Source organism: Phytoactinopolyspora halotolerans, assembly GCF_010550675.1.
Lineage (GTDB): Bacteria > Actinomycetota > Actinomycetes > Jiangellales > Jiangellaceae > Phytoactinopolyspora > Phytoactinopolyspora halotolerans.
Window position 1 is genome coordinate 70622 of the sequence record NZ_JAAGOA010000013.1, and the last position, 16711, is coordinate 87332.

At 68.8% G+C, this 16711-nt stretch carries 15 protein-coding genes; 9 read left to right on the top strand and 6 right to left on the bottom strand.

Translation table 11 applies throughout. The features are described from left to right. Window position 1: 1 nt before the first annotated feature. Window positions 2–1414, bottom strand: a complete 1413-nt coding sequence (gene sufB / locus G1H10_RS18410) for a Fe-S cluster assembly protein SufB (protein WP_163740465.1) — start codon at window positions 1412–1414, stop codon at window positions 2–4. A gap of 18 nt (window positions 1415–1432) precedes the next feature. After that, the gene (locus G1H10_RS18415; RefSeq protein ID WP_163740659.1) at window positions 1433–2146 is read right to left on the bottom strand and encodes a helix-turn-helix transcriptional regulator; all 714 of its coding nucleotides are present in this window, start codon (window positions 2144–2146) and stop codon (window positions 1433–1435) included. A gap of 404 nt (window positions 2147–2550) precedes the next feature. On the opposite strand from G1H10_RS18415, the gene G1H10_RS18420 reads away from it, so the two are divergent. The 6 genes from G1H10_RS18420 (at window position 2551) to G1H10_RS18445 (ending at window position 9411) form a co-directional block, all read left to right on the top strand. Continuing rightward, window positions 2551–5409, top strand: coding sequence for an HNH endonuclease signature motif containing protein (locus tag G1H10_RS18420; protein WP_163740467.1), 2859 nt, complete (start codon window positions 2551–2553; stop codon window positions 5407–5409). Window positions 5410–5500: 91 nt separating this feature from the next. Beyond that, window positions 5501–6196, top strand: coding sequence for a hypothetical protein (locus G1H10_RS18425; protein WP_163740468.1), 696 nt, complete (start codon window positions 5501–5503; stop codon window positions 6194–6196). Window positions 6197–6242: 46 nt separating this feature from the next. Beyond that, a complete protein-coding gene (locus G1H10_RS18430) occupies window positions 6243–7166 on the top strand; it encodes an ABC transporter ATP-binding protein (protein ID WP_163740470.1) in 924 nt (307 codons plus the stop codon). A 100-nt stretch (window positions 7167–7266) separates the two neighbouring features. Continuing rightward, on the top strand, window positions 7267–8034 hold the full coding sequence (locus G1H10_RS18435; RefSeq protein ID WP_163740472.1) for an ABC transporter permease: 768 nt from the start codon (window positions 7267–7269) through the stop codon (window positions 8032–8034). Window positions 8035–8164: 130 nt separating this feature from the next. Then, window positions 8165–9082: a COX15/CtaA family protein gene (locus G1H10_RS18440; protein ID WP_163740660.1), complete on the top strand. Its 918-nt coding sequence runs from the start codon at window positions 8165–8167 to the stop codon at window positions 9080–9082. 110 nt (window positions 9083–9192) lie between these two features. Further along, a complete protein-coding gene (locus tag G1H10_RS18445) occupies window positions 9193–9411 on the top strand; it encodes a DUF6458 family protein (RefSeq protein ID WP_163740474.1) in 219 nt (72 codons plus the stop codon). Here G1H10_RS18445 and G1H10_RS18450 read toward each other — a convergent pair. The 4 genes from G1H10_RS18450 to G1H10_RS18465 form a co-directional block, all read right to left on the bottom strand. After that, window positions 9393–10166, bottom strand: coding sequence for a hypothetical protein (locus tag G1H10_RS18450; RefSeq protein ID WP_163740476.1), 774 nt, complete (start codon window positions 10164–10166; stop codon window positions 9393–9395). The two genes, G1H10_RS18445 and G1H10_RS18450, sit on opposite strands and share 19 nt — an antisense overlap. 144 nt (window positions 10167–10310) lie before the next feature. Then, the gene (locus G1H10_RS18455; protein WP_163740478.1) at window positions 10311–11477 is read right to left on the bottom strand and encodes an NAD(P)/FAD-dependent oxidoreductase; all 1167 of its coding nucleotides are present in this window, start codon (window positions 11475–11477) and stop codon (window positions 10311–10313) included. 105 nt (window positions 11478–11582) lie between these two features. Next, window positions 11583–12299 (bottom strand): response regulator, encoded by a 717-nt coding sequence (locus G1H10_RS18460; protein WP_376778635.1) that lies wholly within the window; start codon window positions 12297–12299, stop codon window positions 11583–11585. Between the two features lie 77 nt (window positions 12300–12376). After that, a complete protein-coding gene (locus G1H10_RS18465) occupies window positions 12377–13147 on the bottom strand; it encodes a sensor histidine kinase (RefSeq protein ID WP_163740482.1) in 771 nt (256 codons plus the stop codon). Between the two features lie 217 nt (window positions 13148–13364). Between G1H10_RS18465 and G1H10_RS18470 the strand changes: the two genes are divergently transcribed. The 3 genes from G1H10_RS18470 to G1H10_RS18480 are packed head-to-tail and all read left to right on the top strand — an operon-like array spanning window position 13365 to window position 16708. After that, on the top strand, window positions 13365–14762 hold the full coding sequence (locus G1H10_RS18470) for an FAD-binding oxidoreductase (protein ID WP_163740484.1): 1398 nt from the start codon (window positions 13365–13367) through the stop codon (window positions 14760–14762). Continuing rightward, window positions 14762–15745, top strand: coding sequence for an ATP-binding cassette domain-containing protein (locus G1H10_RS18475; RefSeq protein WP_163740486.1), 984 nt, complete (start codon window positions 14762–14764; stop codon window positions 15743–15745). Before G1H10_RS18470 ends, G1H10_RS18475 begins: the two co-directional genes overlap by 1 nt. 15 nt (window positions 15746–15760) lie before the next feature. Then, window positions 15761–16708, top strand: coding sequence for an ABC transporter permease (locus G1H10_RS18480; RefSeq protein ID WP_163740488.1), 948 nt, complete (start codon window positions 15761–15763; stop codon window positions 16706–16708). Window positions 16709–16711 lie beyond the last annotated feature (3 nt).

Here is a 16711-nt window from a genome sequence, read left to right on the forward strand (position 1 = left end):
GTCAGCCGACGGCGCCTTCCATCTGCAGCTCGATCAGCCGGTTGAGCTCGAGGGCGTACTCCATCGGCAGCTCCCGGGCGATCGGCTCGATGAAGCCGCGCACGATCATCGCCATCGCCTCGTCCTCCGGGATCCCCCGGCTGGTCAGGTAGAACAGCTGCTCCTCGCTGACCTTGGAGACGGTCGCCTCGTGCCCCATCGCCACGTCGTCGTTGCGGATGTCCACGTACGGGTACGTGTCCGAACGCGAGACCGTGTCCACCAGCAGCGCGTCGCACAGCACGTTACTGGCGCTGCCCGTCGCCCGTGGCATGACCTGAACCAGGCCACGGTAAGACGTGCGGCCGCCGCCCCGCGCGACCGACTTGGAGACGATCGAGCTGGACGTGTTCGGCGCCATGTGCACCATCTTCGCGCCCGAGTCCTGGTGCTGGTCCTCGCCGGCGAACGCCAGCGAAAGCGTCTCGCCCTTGGCGTGCTCGCCCATCAGCCAGATCGCCGGGTACTTCATGGTGACCTTGGAGCCGATGTTGCCGTCGACCCACTCCATGGTGGCGCCCTCGGCGGCGGTGGCCCGCTTGGTGACCAGGTTGTACACGTTGTTCGACCAGTTCTGGATGGTCGTGTAGCGGCAGCGTGCACCCTTCTTGACGACGATCTCGACGACGGCGCTGTGCAGCGAGTCGGACGAGTAGATCGGCGCGGTGCAGCCCTCGACATAGTGGACGTAGGCGTCCTCGTCGACGATGATCAGGGTTCGCTCGAACTGACCCATGTTCTCGGTGTTGATCCGGAAGTAGGCCTGCAACGGGATCTCGACGTGCACACCCTTCGGCACGTAGATGAACGACCCGCCGGACCAGACCGCCGTGTTCAGAGCGGAGAACTTGTTGTCCCCCGCCGGGATCACCGAGGCGAAGTACTCCTTGAACAGCTCCGGGTGCTCGCGCAGTCCGGTGTCGGTGTCCATGAAGATGACACCCTGCTCCTCCAGGTCCTCGCGGATCTGGTGGTAGACCACCTCGGACTCGTACTGTGCGGCCACACCGGCCACCAGCCGCTGCTTCTCCGCCTCGGGGATGCCGAGCTTGTCATAGGTGTTCTTGATGTCCGCCGGCAACTCGTCCCAGGAGGTCGCCTGCTGCTCAGTGGAGCGGACGAAGTACTTGATGTTGTCGAAGTCGATGTCGGAGACGTCGGCGCCCCAGGTCGGCATCGGCTTCTTCTGGAACAGCCGCAGTGCCTTCAGACGCGTCTCGAGCATCCACTCAGGCTCGTTCTTCAGCGCGGAGATCTCCCGGACGACGTCCTCGCTCAGGCCGCGCTTCGCCGTCGCACCCGCGGTGTCGGGGTCCGCCCAGCCGTACTCATAGCGTCCGAGGCCTTCGAGTTCCGGATGTTCGATGGTGGTCATATGCGAAGGATCCTCTCCTTAGGAATCGTCCGTGTCCCGCTGTGCTACCTCGACTGGTCGAGGTACGTGTGTCGTGCACACGCCGTCGCCGTGTGCGATGGTCGCGATCCGCTGCACGTGGGTGTTCAGCAGTCGCGCGAACGCCTCGGTCTCCGCCTCGCAGAGCTGTGGAAACTGCTCGGCGACGTGCGCCACCGGGCAGTGGTGCTGGCATAGCTGCTCACCCTCGGTCACCGGCGATTCGGCCGCCGAGGCAGCGTACCCGTCGTCGCTCAGCGCCGCCGCCAGGGCCGATGTCCGGCCGCCTGGGTGGGCCGCCTGGATGATCGGCCGGTACCGCCGCTCCAACTCGGCCACGCGTCGCCGGGCGAACTCGGTGACGAGCTCCTCTCCCCCGGTTTCGGCCAGGAACCGAAGCGCACGGACCGCGAGATCATCGTAGGCCTGCTCGAATTCGTCCCGGCCCGCGTCGGTGAGGACGAAGACCTTCGCCGGCCGACCCCGACCGCGTTGACCGTAGACGCGCTGTTCGCGCGACTCGATCACACCGTCGCTCAGCAATGCGTCCAGATGCCGGCGCACTGCCGCTGGGGTGAGCCCGAGCTGATCGCCTAGCGCCGCCGCAGTGGACGGCCCGTTCTCTAGAATCGCCCGAGCAACGCGCTCACGTGTCCGGGCATGCGACTCCTGCACGACGGAGGTGCTCTCCGTCGCCGCGGTAGCCGCATGCATGTTTTTCACAACACCATCGTGCTCTATTTCCGCGCGCCATACAAATGCCACGCCGCCGGGATGCGAGTGGCATCAATCACGCAGGTCAGCCTTACCTAATTGAGTGACGTCGGGATGCTTGACATGGCGGCCATCTGCCAGGCGCCCGAGAGTCCGCCAGTGAGACGACCTCCCCAGGGCCCCGCCGCGCGCCAGAGCCGTCGAAGATGGCCGGTACTCCATCATGCTTGGAAATACTCTTGCGTTCGCATGTATGTTCGATGTAGGGTGGGTTTATCAGTGTTGGAGCGGTGTTGTTTCTGGTTTCCGCTCGGTGTGTTTGAGTTCTGTGGTGGTTGGTGTGGGTTCGGCGGGTGCGGCCGGCCCGGTCCGTTGACCGTTGTGCCTTTTGGAGGCCGGCCGCCATGTCCGTTCAACCCCATCCCAGCGACGACGACGCCGTGCCCGGTGACGCTGTCCACGACGACGCCGTGCCCCGCGGTAGCGGCGACGACGAGCCCCGCCGCGACGGCGACGACGGCGAGCCCTGCAACGACGCGCGTCCCGGTGACGATGCGCCGGTGCGGCGTGGCGGTGATGCCGCGGCCCGCCACGGCGACGGCGGTGGCGACGAGGACTCTGGCGGTGGCGGTGGTGGGCCGTGGCCGGTTCCGCAGGGCCTGGATGCGGTGCCGGCGGGTGCGGATCTGCTGGCGATGTTGGAGGACATCCCGATCGCGGGCGTGTCCGGGCGTGACACCGTCGAGGTGATGAAGGCGGCCTACCGCCAGGCCACCCGGGACCGGGCGTTGTTCCTGCTGTGTCTGCTGGAGACCGGGATGCGGGTACCCGGCTCGGCGGACACGCTGCAACGGGTACAGGTGCCGGGAGAGTTCGCCCCGGAGGAGGCCCGCGCGGCGCTGGTGTGGTCACGTTCACGCGCCGGGCGGGTGTTCGGTTTCGCCTACGACATCCACCATCGCCTGCCCATGCTGGGTCAGGCGATGCTGACCGGGGTGTTGGACGAGCCCCGCGCGCAGGCCTTCGTGTCCTGGACCGACGGCCTCGACGATGATCAGGCCGGCTACATCTGCGCCTTCCTGCTCCCGGACGCGCCGGGGATGACGGTGGCGGAGTTGATCGATGCGATCAAGAAAGCCGCGATCGCGATCGACCCCGAGTGGGCGGAGAAGAAGTACCGCAAAGCAATCCGGGGTCGCCGGGTGGTGGGCTCGCGTAACCCTGACGGCAGCGCGAACGTGGCCGGCTACGACCTGCCCATCGACCGGGCCGCCGCCGCGTGCGAGCGTATCGACGTGTTGGCGCGGGCGTGTAAGAAGGCCGGTGATACCCGCAAGATCGACCACATCCGGGTCGATCTGTTCCTCGGCATGCTCGACGGGACGCTGGAAGACCTCGACGAAGACCAGATCATCACCCACATCCTCAACCACCCCTTCACCGACGACACCACCACCAACACCAGCGGCGGAACCGACCGTCCCAGCGGCGATGGCCCCGCCACCAGCAACGACCCCGACAATGGAACCGACGACGACCACGGCCACGGCGGTTCCGACGACCAGGGCAACGGCAACGACCCCGACGGCGACGACGACGGCTCCAGCGGCGGGCCTGGTGGTTCCGACGATCAGGGCGGCGACGGCTCCAGCGGCGGGCCTGGTGGTTCCGGCGGTGCGGGCGACGGCAGCGACCCTGACGGTTCGGGCGGTTCCGACGACGACGGCGGTCCTGGTGACCGCTCCGGCGGTTCCGACGCTCCGGGTGGCGGTAGCGGGCCTGACGCTCCCGACGACGACAGCCCCGGTGACGACGGCTCCGGCGGCGGTGACGCCGCCGGCGACGGTGGCCCTGGCTCTGGCGGCGGCTGTGCAGGTCGTGACTCCGGCCGGCGCGGCGGCAAGGATGGTTCCTCCAGCGCTCGCACCACGAGCACGAACACGTGCGATCCTCACGATGACGCGGGCACGACCGGCCCTGCCGGCCAGACCGATACACCCGGTAGCGGTGCGACCAGCTCTCCCACCGACGACAACACAGCCTCGGCTGATGCGGATGGTGCGGGTGCGTCATCGTCGCGCCCTGGTGTGGGTGGTTGGTCGGTGCCGGAGTTGCGTATCGGGTTGGCGAGCCTGCTCGGTGTGGACGAGCACCCCGGTGAGATCCCCGCCTGGGACTTCGTTCCCGCCGCCGTGGCCCGCCAGATCGCCGCACGAATGCACTCCGCGCAGTGGCGGTTCGCCATCTGCAACGACGACGGGCAGTTGATCCAGACCGGAATCACCACCGCCCGGCCCCGCTCACCGGATGGGCAAGTGGTGCGTCGGGATGCCCGCCGTGGCGGGATCCTCGAGCTGCATGTCACCATCTCGATGCTGGCCCGCCTGGCCACCCTGATCCACACCGCCACCGACGGCCAGGCGGCGGACGAGCCTGCCCACGCCCAGATACCGGTGCAGGAGTGTGCCCGTTGGGCCGCGGTCATCACCGACCTCGCCCGCCAACACACCACCGCCACCGCCGGCGAGACCACCACCGGCACCCACACGGGTTCGAGTAACGGTTCCGGCACCGGTACGAGTCCCGGGTCCGGCACCAGTACGGGTTCCGGCCACGGAGCGGGTTCCGGTATCGGCACCGCCAATGGCGCCGGAACAGGTGACGGTGCCGACGCGGACACGGGCGTGCGTCGGCGTCGCGCCGGCGCCGGGCTACGCCGGCACATCCAGATCCGAGACCGCACCTGCACACACCCGACCTGCCGGATGCCCGCCGTACGGGCGGATCAGGACCACGAACACGAATTCTGCCTCGGCGGACTCACCGTCGCGGGCAACCTGGCCTGCCTATGCCGCCACGACCACCGCCTACGCCACGACGGCGGCTGGAAAGCCCACCGCCCCGACACCGGCACCACCATCTGGCACAGCCCGCTCGGACACCGCTACACCAACCGCGCCCCAGCGATCATCCCCACCCTGCCCAACCCCCACCCCGCAACCACCAGGAACGACCACCACACCAACGACGACAGTGACGATGCCGGCGACGGCGGGCACGGCAGTAAGGCGCGTGTGGCCGAGAAACTACGCCGCATCCGCCACGCCACCACCGCAACCGCCGACCAAGGCAACCGCAACGCTGACAGCGCCGATCACGCTTCGGACCGTGAGGGCACTACGGAACCCGCTGACATGACGAACAGCACCACCGCCCAACGCCTCAGCGTCCGCCCCGAAGACGACGAAATACCGCCCTTCTGAAGCGACAGACTGGCGGGGCTGAAGCCGGGCAGTGCCGCTTCAGCCCTGCCATCTGGCTGGGATACTGGGGCAACCGAGTGAGGGAGGGCCGATGGAGGGCACGGTCGTCGTGATCGGAGCCACGGTGCTCGCGGTGGTGCTGGTCATCGTCATGTTCACCGCCGTCAGCGCCAAGCGGCGACGCCAAGCTCTCCAAGAGCTGGCGCATCTACATGGCTGGCAGTGGGTCCACCGCAAGGACTCCCTGCCCTCAACCTTTCCGCCCGGTCCCCCGTTCCGCGGACACCCTCGCCGCGCCAAGGCCCGCAACGTCATCACCGGCCGGCACCAAGATCGCGAGTTCGTCGCCTTCGAGTACTACTACGTCACCACAACGTCGACCGGCCAGCATGCGAGCAGCACAACGCACTACTACGCCGTCTGGCGAATCGCCCTGCCCGCCTCGCTTCCACCGATTTCTCTCGGCGCGGAAGGCGTGCTGGGCGGCAAGTTCGCGCAGGCCTTCGGCTTCCGCCGGATGAATACCGGCAACGACGAGTTCGACCGGCGGTTCAAGGTGAAGTGTGACGATCAGGACTTCGGTGCGCGCCTGCTCCATCCGGCCATGGTGAACCTGCTGATGGACACTGGCACGTGGGCTTGGCGGATCGACGGCAACGTCATGCTCTCCTACTCCAAGGGCCACCTCGACGCCGACGACGTGCTTCCCCGGCTCGAGCTCATGAATCGCGTCCTCGACCACGTCCCCAGTGAGATATGGGCACAGTACGGCCGCTCCCCCGCGTGAGCTCCCGCCATCCGGATCAGCCCGGCACACATGGGAGACTCACAGGGTGAGTATGTCCCGTGCCGTGGAGATCGCTGCGCTGACCAAGCGGTACGGTGACACGACCGCCGTGACCGGCCTCGATCTGACCGTCGAGCGAGGCACCATCACCTCCCTGCTCGGACCCAACGGCGCCGGCAAAACCACCACCGTGGAATGCTGCGTGGGTTTCCGCCGCCCGGATTCCGGCACCGTCCGAGTCCTCGGCCTCGACCCGCGCCGCGACGGGTCCCGGCTGCGCCCTCGCATCGGCGTCATGCTGCAGGAAGGCGCCGGCCTGTATCCGGGGTCGCGCGCCGCCGAACTGATCGCCCATCTTGCCCGCCTGCATGCCAGCCCGCTGGACGTCCCTACGCTGGTCGAACGCCTAGGATTGGGCGAGGCGGGCAAAACCCCGATCCGGCGACTCTCCGGCGGTCAGCGCCAACGCGTGGCGCTCGCAGCCGCACTGGTAGGTCGCCCGGAGCTGGTCTTTCTAGATGAGCCAACCGCCGGCCTCGATCCGCAGATGCGCCGCTCCGTGTGGGAGCTGCTCGGCGATCTTCGCGCCGACGGCGTCACGGTGGTGCTGACCACACATCTGATCGATGAGGCCGAGCAGCTCTCGGATGACGTCGCCATCGTCGACCGCGGTCGCCTTGTAGCTCGAGGGTCTCCCCTCGAGCTCACCAAGCAGGACGAGTCGACCGTTCAGTTCACCGGGCCGCCGCGGATGGGCCTGGAGTCGTTGCGTCAAGCGCTACCCGAGAGCAGCACGGTCGACGAGAGCGCTCCTGGTCGCTACGTGGTTCGTGGACAGGTGACCCCCCAGCTGCTCGCGACGGTGACATCGTGGTGTGCCGCGCACGACGTCATGCCCGAAGGACTGCAGGTCGGACGGCGCTCGCTGGAGGACGTGGTGCTCGAGCTCACCGGACGGAGGACGCAATGACCGATCCTCGCGGCATGGCACGCTCAGCGCCGCCAGATTCCGCGCATATCGGGCGGGTCGACGTCTCCGCAGCGTGCCACGCACGATCTCTGGACGTGCCATGCCCCGGATGACGCACGTACCCGCCCCGGGATCCGCGCCGGTCTGGCGGATGCTGACCACACAGACGACCTTCGAGACCCGGCTGCTACTGCGCAACGGCGAGCAGTTGCTGCTCACCGCCGTCATCCCGGTGGTCTTGCTCGCCCTGCTCACTGCGGTCCCTGTGTTCGACACTGCCGGCTACGACCGGGTCGACTTCCTGGTTCCGGGCATCCTGGCGCTGACCGTCATGTCCACGGCGTTCACCTCGCTGGCGATCGCCACCGGGTACGAGCGCCGATACGGCGTACTCAAACGGCTCGCCGTCTCACCGCTCCCCAGGTGGGCCTTACTGCTGTCGAAGGCATTGACCGTGCTGGTCATCGAGGCACTGCAAGTGACACTGGTGGGTGGCCTCGGCCTCGCCCTGGGCTGGCAGCCGCGCGGCTCCATCCTCGCCGTCGCGGCTCTGTTGATCGCGGGGACGCTAGCCTTCGCGGGCCTTGCGCTGCTGATGGCCGGTACGCTGCGAGCCGAGGCCACGCTGGCGGCAGCGAACCTCGTGTACCTGCTCTTGCTGGTGCTCGGCGGCGTCGTCATCCCCTTCGACCAGCTGCCGGGCTGGCTGGCGGCTGGGGCCGGGGTAACTCCGACGGGAGCCCTGGCCGATGGGCTGCGCTCCGTCCTCGCCGACGGCGGCGGCGTGCCGTGGGGCGACATCGGCATACTGACGGCATGGTCGGCCGTGGGCTTAGCCGCGGCCGCCCGCTGGTTCCGGTGGGAATGACCGCCCTGGTGGGGTTGATACCGCGCCCGAGGCCTGGGGAACCGCCCACTAAGATGGCACGGTGACCACCACCGCGACGCCGAACACCGCGGAGAAGGGAAGCCCGCACCACCTACTCCGCCGGCTTCCATTGCCGTCCGAGAAGGCGCTGCGCCGGCTCGCTGTCGCGTCCCTGGTCACGCAGGCCGGCATCATCGTCACCGGCGGCGCCGTCCGGCTCACCGATTCCGGACTCGGCTGTCCGGACTGGCCGCACTGCACTGAAGGATCGCTGACATCCACACCGGAGATGGGCGCGCACGGCGTCATCGAGTTCGGGAACCGGCTGCTGACGTTCGTGCTCGGCGCGGTCGCGTTCGCGATGCTGATGGCCGTCATCCGCACCTTCAGTTCCCCCCGGCCGCGTCGCGATCTGCTCCTCCCCTCGCTCTTCCTGCTCTGTGTCATCCCCGCGCAAGCTTTCATCGGCGGGATCACCGTGTGGACGGACCTGAACCCGTGGGTGGTGATGTTCCACTTCCTGGTCTCGGCTGTCCTCGTCGGCGTCGCCACGGTCCTGGTGCGCAGGGCTCAACGTCCGGCCGGGGCATTGCCGCCGCGGGTCGGCAACGTCTGGTTGGAGCGGCTGGGCCTGCTCGTTCTCGCCGCGACCGCCGTCGCGGTCTATCTCGGGACGGTGGTCACCGGTAGCGGACCGCACGCCGGCGATCCCGACGCCAAACGGACCGGCCTTGACGTCGCAACGGTCACCCACGTGCACGCCGACTCGGTGATGGTCCTGGTCGGACTCTCCATCGGTCTCTACGTGGCCGCCCGTGCCGTGGGGTCGCCAGGCCGATCCGCGCGCGCTGCGCTCATCCTCATCGGCGTGGAGTTCGCCCAAGGTCTGATCGGTGTCGTCCAGTACCGGCTGGAACTGCCCGAGTTCCTTGTCGGCCTGCACATGCTCGGCGCGGCGGTGATGGTCGTGGCCGCCGTGGACGCGTGGTACTCCACGCGATGGATGCCCGCCGCGCACGCCGCAGCCCGAGGGCACGCCGCCGTCTGAGGGGCACGGCGACGACGCGGCGCCGCACGCCCATCGGCGCGGTACTGCATGTTTGGCCGGTCGAGTACCGGGTACCCGCAGCGTGAACCGATGAGGACGGAGGCATTGACATGGGTCTGGGCCTCGGTATCTTCTTGATGGCGGTCGGCCTGATCCTCGCGCTCGGGGTGCGAGACAGGCTGGCCGATTTCGATCTCAGCGTCATCGGCTGGGTACTCACCGGCGTGGGGGCGCTGGCCGTGGTGTTGTCTCTGATCATCACCATCGGCCGCGGGCCGCGCCGCACGGAGATGGTGGAGCGCCGGGACGACTACGACAACCCGCCGTGACCTGCACCGTTTCGGATGCGCGTGACTGCGGTGGTGTCGGCCAGCTCCCGGCGGCCGTCCGGGTTCTCCAGATAGAACAGGACGGCCCGGTACGCCACCACCGCATCCATCTGCCATCGCGCATCGGGGATCGCCACCACGCCGCGGCTGCGTAGATTCTCCGCCAGTCTCCGCGTCGCTCGATGCCCGACCGGTTCGAGCACGGCCGACGGGTCCTTCACCTCCAGGGTGAACCAGTTATGCCACGGCCGCGGCCCTATGGTCCGGTATCCGTAGCGGTTGGTGAACAGCCGGATGCCCTGTATCTCCTCCCACGGGATCGACACCGGGCTCTGGCGTGTACCGCCGTCGTAGACGATCCTGGCAGGCGTCAGCCGCAGTCCCGGGACTGCCTCCCGCCTCTGCCGAGTCACGGCCACCGCGGACAGACAGAAGATCGTGCCGAAGCCACCCAGGACGACGAAGCCGATCAAATTGGTCCACTGCTGCTGCGCGAGGGCCGCGACCAAGAGCACCACCGCGCCCGCCACACAGACCAGTCCGAGGAACGCGAACAGCAACGCCCACCACGGCGACATCGCTTTCATCGGCAGCAGCACGCCGCTGTCCTGGAATCCACCGGCAGCGACGTGCACAGTGCGCACCCCGTCCACACCTCGCGCCGCGTAAGCACGCTCCCGGCGACGGGTCCAGCGCCAGCCGTCGGGCCATGGCAACCGGTTCCCGCCCGGCGCACGCGAATCGTGATCAGTCACGGCGGACATCTTCTCAGTGCCGCCGCTCCCCCACCGATCTCGGCGGGGTCGTCGGCGCGTCGTCGGCGCGTCGTCGGCGGGGTCGACGGGTCGTCGGCGGTGATCGGCGGGTCGTCACCAGCTCGTGACCCGGACCTCGGCGCGTCATCGGCGTGTCATCGACGGATTGATGACACGCCGATCAGGCGCAAACGCAGCTGGAATCGCGGGTGCCCCACCCAGCACCGATTCGGCGAGCAGCTTGGCGGAATACGGCCCCAGCGTCAGGCCGGTCGCACCGAAGCCGGTGGCCAGCCATAGGCCGTCGACACCCGGCACCGGTCCGAGTATCGGTGCGCCGTCCCGGCTGGCCGGACGGATACCCACCCGGACCTCCAGCCACTCCGCCTCGCTCAGGTCGGGCACCAGGCTGAAGCCGTTCCGGATCACGGCGTCGACTCCGCCCGCCGTCGCGTGCGCGTCGAACCCGCTGTCGTCCTCCCGCGTCGCACCGATCACCACCCGATCGCCGGGGAAGGACAGCAGATAATGTCCGCGGAACGTGTTCAGCACCGGCAACTGGGACCCACCGGGCATGCGCAGATGGACGATCTGACCACGCTGCGGATACAGCGCCAGGTCCAGCCCGGTCTCCGCCGCAACGTCTTTCGCCCACACCCCGGCGGCGACGACCACGGCGTCCGCGGTGACCAGCTCGCCGCCGGCCCGCACGCCGAGCACCCGGGATCCGGGTTCGTTGTCCGAGCCTGATCCGGTCAGTGCCAGTTCGGCCCTCGCTTCGACTACTCGCGCGCCGTGTTGCGCCGCCATCGTCATCAGCAGCTCGCGAATGTTGCGGCCGTCCACCCGTGCGACGGCGGGCAGCCAGAGCGCGCCGCGTGCCGTCGTCACCGGCGGGAACCGGCGCCTGATCTCGGCCTGGGTCAGCATCTCCGGCGAGCCGATGCCCACGGTCCCCTTCTGCGCGATCAGCGCCGACGCACGCTCCGCCACCGCTTCCAGCTGGACGAGTTCGGCGTCGTCCAGCGCCACGATCAACTGACCGGTCGCGCCGTAGGAGTGCTCAGTCAGGCCGCCTACCTCGAATCGTTCAATCAGCTCGAGGTAATGCGCAGCCGCCGCGAACATGTAGTCACTGCGCTCGTCGTCGGACGTACGGCTACTGACCGGTGCGATGATCCCGGCGCCCGCGGCAGTCGCTCGCTCTGGCCGGGCGTCGTCGATCACCACCACGTCCGCACCCCGAGCCGCGAGATGATACGCCACACCGGCCCCGACAATCCCTGCCCCGACCACCGCGATCCTGGTCACTCGCCGTCCTCTCGGTTATCTCGACCCGTTGCGTACTCAAACGCCGCGTCGTGAAGCGCTGTCCCGCAGCGCGCCGTCCCCCGGGGCGCTGCACTCTTAAGCGCATCACCCTGAACCCGTCTCATCGTGGGGTGCATGACCGCGACCCGTGCCCATCCGTCGCGGTTCGATCAGGCCCGACTCGTAGGCAATGACCACCAACTGTGCCCGGTCCCGTGCCCCGAGCTTGACCATGGCGCGGCTGACGTGGGTCTTCGCGGTCAGAGGGCTGATCACCATCTGCTCGGCGATCTCCTCGTTGGACAATCCCCGGCCCACCAGAGCGAGCACCTCGCGTTCCCGGTTGGTCAAGCCGTCCAGCCCGCGCGCGTCCGATGAGGCCTGCGGCCGGGAAACGTACTCGCTGATCAGTTTCCATGTGATCGCGGGCGACAGCAGCGCGTCGCCGCGCGCGGCCGACCGCACGGCCTGCAGCAGATCCACCGGCTCGATGTCTTTGACCAGGAATCCACCGGCTCCGGCCCGGAGCGCCTCGAACACGTACTGGTCGATACCGTAGTTGGTCAGGATCACCACGTGCACGTCGGCCAGGTCCGGGTCGGCGGCGATCTGCCGTGTCGCCTCCACGCCGTTCACCACGGGCATCTGTACATCCATCAACGCCACGTCCGGCCGTTCGCGGCGGATCACGGCCACGCCGTTCTCGCCGTCGGCCGCCTCTCCGACGACGTGGATGTCCGCCTCGGCGTCCAGCAGCGCGCGGAATCCGCCCCGGATCAGCGGTTGGTCGTCGACCAGCACCACGCGGATCGGACGACTCAGATCCCGGCCCGCCGCACTGGTCCCGGCCGCGCCTCGAGTTCCGGCCACGCCGCCCGTTCCAGCCGCACCACCGTTCATCACGACGGTCCGAGCGGCAACTCGGCCAGCACGGTGAACCCGCCGCCGTCTCGCGGACCCGTGTCGAGCCGTCCACCCAGCGCAGTCACCCGCTCGCGCATGCCGATGAGTCCGACGCCCGGCTCCGACGGACGATCGACCGATGCCACGCCGTCGTCATCGATCCGAATCACCAACCCGTGCGCGTCGTACTCCAGCCGGACCAGCGCCGACGACGACGGCCCGGCGTGCCGCGCCACGTTCGTCAGCGCCTCCTGGATGATCCGGTACGCCGCGAGATCGACATCGCCGGGAACGGTACGCCGGTTGCCCACGATCTCCAGCTTCACCGGCACACCTGCCGCCCGCGCCCGCTCCGCCAGTTCGTCCACACGGTCCAATGTGCTGGTGCGCGGATCGTCGTCGGCGCGCAGAACCTCCAAGGTGGACCGCAGCTCACGGGCGGCCTCGCTGCTGGCGTCCTGGATGGCGAGCAGCGCGTCGGGCACGTCCTCGCCGTTCTTGCGCGCCAGGTGCACGGCGACACCGGCCTGCACCTTGATGATCGAGATGTTGTGGGTCAGCGAGTCGTGCAGCTCCCGCGCGATCCGCAGCCGCTCCTCCCCGGCGCGCCGCAGTGCCGCCTCTTCCCGGGTGCGTTCCGCCTCCGCGGCGCGTTCCTCCACCTCGCGGACATACGCCCGCCACTGCAGGTAGGCGGCGGTCATGCCGAGGGCGGAGACCACCCAGCCGGCAACGAGCAGAGAGCTCACAGGACGCTTCGAGGGCATGCGGACATCGTAGACACCTCGCCACCGCGCGTCGTCCTGCGTGTGGAGGTGTCGGCGCGTACTACCGGTGGAGTACGCGCGCCGCCGGCTGCGCCCTGATCAGTACCCAAGAATGCCTCCTCACGTGCGACGACGCGGACGGTCGGCAGCGACGACGATCGACGACGACGGTGCCGCGGACCGACCGGCACCGTTTCGACAAGGAGGACGACACACCATGACGCTCACCCCGGCACCACCCGTCACCGCCACGCTGCACAGGCAGTTCACCGGCGACGTGCACATTCCCGGAGACGACGGTTATGACCGCGAGCGACACTCGTGGCACACGGTCATCGACCCGCGGCCGGAGCTGGTCGCCGAGGCCGCGGACGCCCGCGACGTCGCCGTCGCCGTGCGGGCCGCACGCGAACACGCACTTCCGTTCGCGGTTCAGGCCACCGGCCACGGCACCTACCTCCCGGCGGACGGCGGGCTGCTGCTGAAGACCGGCCGGATGGCCGACGTGGTGGTCGACCCGGAGAGCCGCACCGCGCGGGTCGGGCCCGGCGCCCGTTGGGCGGACGTGGTGACCGCCGCCGCATCGTACGGTCTGGCTCCGATCTCCGGCACCCTCTCCGTCGGCGTGACCGGCTACACCCTCGGCGGCGGAGCGGGGTTTCTCTCCCGCACCTTCGGATACGCCGCCGACAGCGTGGTCAGCGCCGACCTCGTCACCGCCGATGGTCGTCCGCTCACCGTCAGCGGTGAAGAGTACCCGGACCTGTACTGGGCGATCCGCGGTGGCGGCGGCAACTTCGGCGTGGTGACGGCCCTGGAGCTGTTGCTCTTCGACGTGCCTCGGGTACTCGCCGGGATGCTCTACTACCCCGCCGAGCACGCCGCCGACATCCTCGCGCTGTACAGCGAGTGGGCGGTCGATGTGTCGGACGAGCTCAACACCGGGATCATGATCGCGCGCATGCCGGACGCGCCCCAGGTACCCGACCCGATCCGAGGCCGGGGCGTCATCGGAATCCGTGTGTTCTGCCCGGCCGAGGCCCGAGGTGCGCGTAAGGCGCTGAACCGGCTGCTCGACGCTGCCGGCACCCCGCTCACCGGAGGCCTCACGGAGTCGACGTTCGGTGAGGCCAGCGCCGCACTTGCCGGTGCGGCACATCCGCCGATGGCGGTCGAGCAGCGGTTCGACCTGTTCCGGGAGTTGCCCGGTGAGGTCATCGGAGCCGTCGTCGACACCGTGGACACCCCGGTTGCGGGCGTCGAGATCCGGCACTGGGGCGGGGCCATCGCTCACCCCGGCGCGCACGCCGGCCCCGCCGGCCACCGGGACGTGCCGTTCTCGATCAGCTGCGCGGCGATGCTCGGAGGGCCCGACGACGCGGCGGCGATCGACGCGCTGGACGGGCTGACGGACCGGCTCCGCACGTATGCCACCGGCGGATCATTCCTGAACTTCCTGAACGACCCTGCCCGTACCGCCGCTGCCTTCACGCCGGAGAACTACCGGCGCCTGTCTGAGGTCAAGCGGACCTGGGATCCGGAGAACGTGTTCCGGGTCAACCTCAACATCCCGCCGGCGGCGGATGAGCGTCACGCGTCCGCGGGAGGCCAGTGATGATCCCCGCGATCGAGACAACCGGACTGGTCAAGGTGTTCGGCGAGACCCGGGCCGTCGACGGTGTGGACCTCGTCGTCGAGCCGGGCACCATCCACGGCCTGCTCGGGCCGAACGGGGCGGGAAAGACGACCATCGTGCGCATCTTGGCCACGCTTGAACGGCTGGACGGTGGACGGGCCGCGGTGCTGGGACACGACGTCGCCGCCGAGGCATCCGAGATCCGGAAACGGATCAGTCTGACCGGGCAATTCGCCTCGTTGGACGAGGACCTCACCGCTGCCGAGAACCTGACGATGTTCGGACGGCTACTCGGCATGCGCAAGGGCGACGCCCGGGCACGCACGCACCGGTTGCTGCAGGACTTCGAGCTGGCCGACGTCGCTGACCGGCGGGTGCGCACGTACTCCGGGGGCATGCGGCGACGGCTCGATCTCGCGGCGAGCATGATCGGCCGCCCCAGCGTGGTGTTCCTCGACGAGCCCACCACGGGTCTCGACCCGGGCAAACGCGAAGAGGTCTGGCGGATGATCCGTTCGGTCTCCCGATCCGGCGGGACCGTCCTGCTCACCACGCAGTACATGGAGGAGGCGGATGCGCTCGCGGACGAGATCTCCGTCATCGACCAGGGCAAGGTGATCGCGCGCGGCACACCTCCGGAGCTCAAGCGCGCCGTCGGCGGTCAGACGATCGTCGTGCGTCCCAGGGACCCCGCCCGGCTGGCCGAGGCGACCGTCGTCGTCGAGCAGGCGCTGCACCGCCGACCGGACGCGACCTCCCGCGACGTGCTGACCGTGCCCGTCGACGACGACGCGGCCTTCGGCACGGTGGTACGCCACCTGGAGGGCGCCGGCATCGAGATGGCCGAGCTGTCGCTGCGGCTGCCCAGCCTGGATGAGGTCTTCTTCAGTCTGACCGGCCGGCGCACCGACGACACGACCGATTCGCCGAGCCCACACACCGCCCAGGATGACGCAGCTTAAGGAAGGTAGTGCCACATGAACGACCGATCGACGACGTCGCACGCTGACCGCGCCCCGGTGCCCGATGCCCCGACCGGCACGGCCGAACCCGGTTCCGACCGCTCCTCCACGTCCGCTACCGTGACCGCGCCCCCGCCGGAAACGGTCCTCACCCCGCGCGGGGTGATCCGGGAAAGCCTGATCCTGGCCCAGCGGTCATTGACCAAGACTCGCCGCAACCCCGGCGAACAGATGGACGCCTTGATCATGCCGATCATGTTCCTGGTGATGTTCGTCTACCTGTTCGGTGGTGCCGTCGCCGACTCCAGGGACGAGTACGTGCAGTACCTCTTCCCCGGGATCCTCGTGATGACGACGATCCTCGCCGGGCTGCTGGCCACCGGCCTGCACATCAACATCGACATCAAGAAGGGTGTGTTCGACCGGTTCCGCAGCCTCCCGATCGCGCGCGGCGCGCCGTTGATCGGGTCCGTGCTGGGCGACATGATCCGATATGTCATCGCTGTCGTGACGGTCTTCGCCGTCGCGTACCTGATGGGCTTCCGGGTGGAGACCGACCTGGCCTCGGCGCTGGGGGCGGTGCTGCTCTGCGTGGCCCTCGGCTTCTCGCTCAGCTGGTTGTCAGTGTTCATCGGCGTGGCGGTGAAGGACGAGAACGTGGTGACCACGGTCGCCTTCCTAGGGATCTTCCCGCTGACCTTCGGCACCGACATGGTGGCCCCGAAGGAGACATTGCCGGGCTGGCTGCAGGCGTGGACGGACATCAACCCGGTGAGCCACGCCATGGACGCCACCCGTGGCCTGCTATTGGACAATCCGGCGGCGGGCTCCGCCGCAAGCACCGCAGCGAGCACCGCCGCGAACTCCGTCGCGGAGTCCGTAACGGCGACGTTGCTCTGGTCGGCCGGATTCCTGGTGGCCTTCGGCGCACTGGCGATGTACGCCTACCGGCGCCGAGCATAGTCC

Excerpts from the sequence above, each read along its gene's own strand:
- G1H10_RS18420 (WP_163740467.1), top strand. The coding sequence starts at position 2,551 with ATGTCCGTTCAACCCCATCCCAGCGACGACGACGCCGTGCCCGGTGAC.
- G1H10_RS18415 (WP_163740659.1), bottom strand. The coding sequence starts at position 2,146 with ATGCATGCGGCTACCGCGGCGACGGAGAGCACCTCCGTCGTGCAGGAG.
- G1H10_RS18470 (WP_163740484.1), top strand. The coding sequence starts at position 13,365 with ATGACGCTCACCCCGGCACCACCCGTCACCGCCACGCTGCACAGGCAG.
- G1H10_RS18475 (WP_163740486.1), top strand. The coding sequence starts at position 14,762 with ATGATCCCCGCGATCGAGACAACCGGACTGGTCAAGGTGTTCGGCGAG.
- G1H10_RS18425 (WP_163740468.1), top strand. The coding sequence starts at position 5,501 with ATGGAGGGCACGGTCGTCGTGATCGGAGCCACGGTGCTCGCGGTGGTG.
- G1H10_RS18445 (WP_163740474.1), top strand. The coding sequence starts at position 9,193 with ATGGGTCTGGGCCTCGGTATCTTCTTGATGGCGGTCGGCCTGATCCTC.
- sufB (WP_163740465.1), bottom strand. The coding sequence starts at position 1,414 with ATGACCACCATCGAACATCCGGAACTCGAAGGCCTCGGACGCTATGAG.
- G1H10_RS18435 (WP_163740472.1), top strand. The coding sequence starts at position 7,267 with ATGCCCCGGATGACGCACGTACCCGCCCCGGGATCCGCGCCGGTCTGG.
- G1H10_RS18480 (WP_163740488.1), top strand. The coding sequence starts at position 15,761 with ATGAACGACCGATCGACGACGTCGCACGCTGACCGCGCCCCGGTGCCC.
- G1H10_RS18465 (WP_163740482.1), bottom strand. The coding sequence starts at position 13,147 with ATGCCCTCGAAGCGTCCTGTGAGCTCTCTGCTCGTTGCCGGCTGGGTG.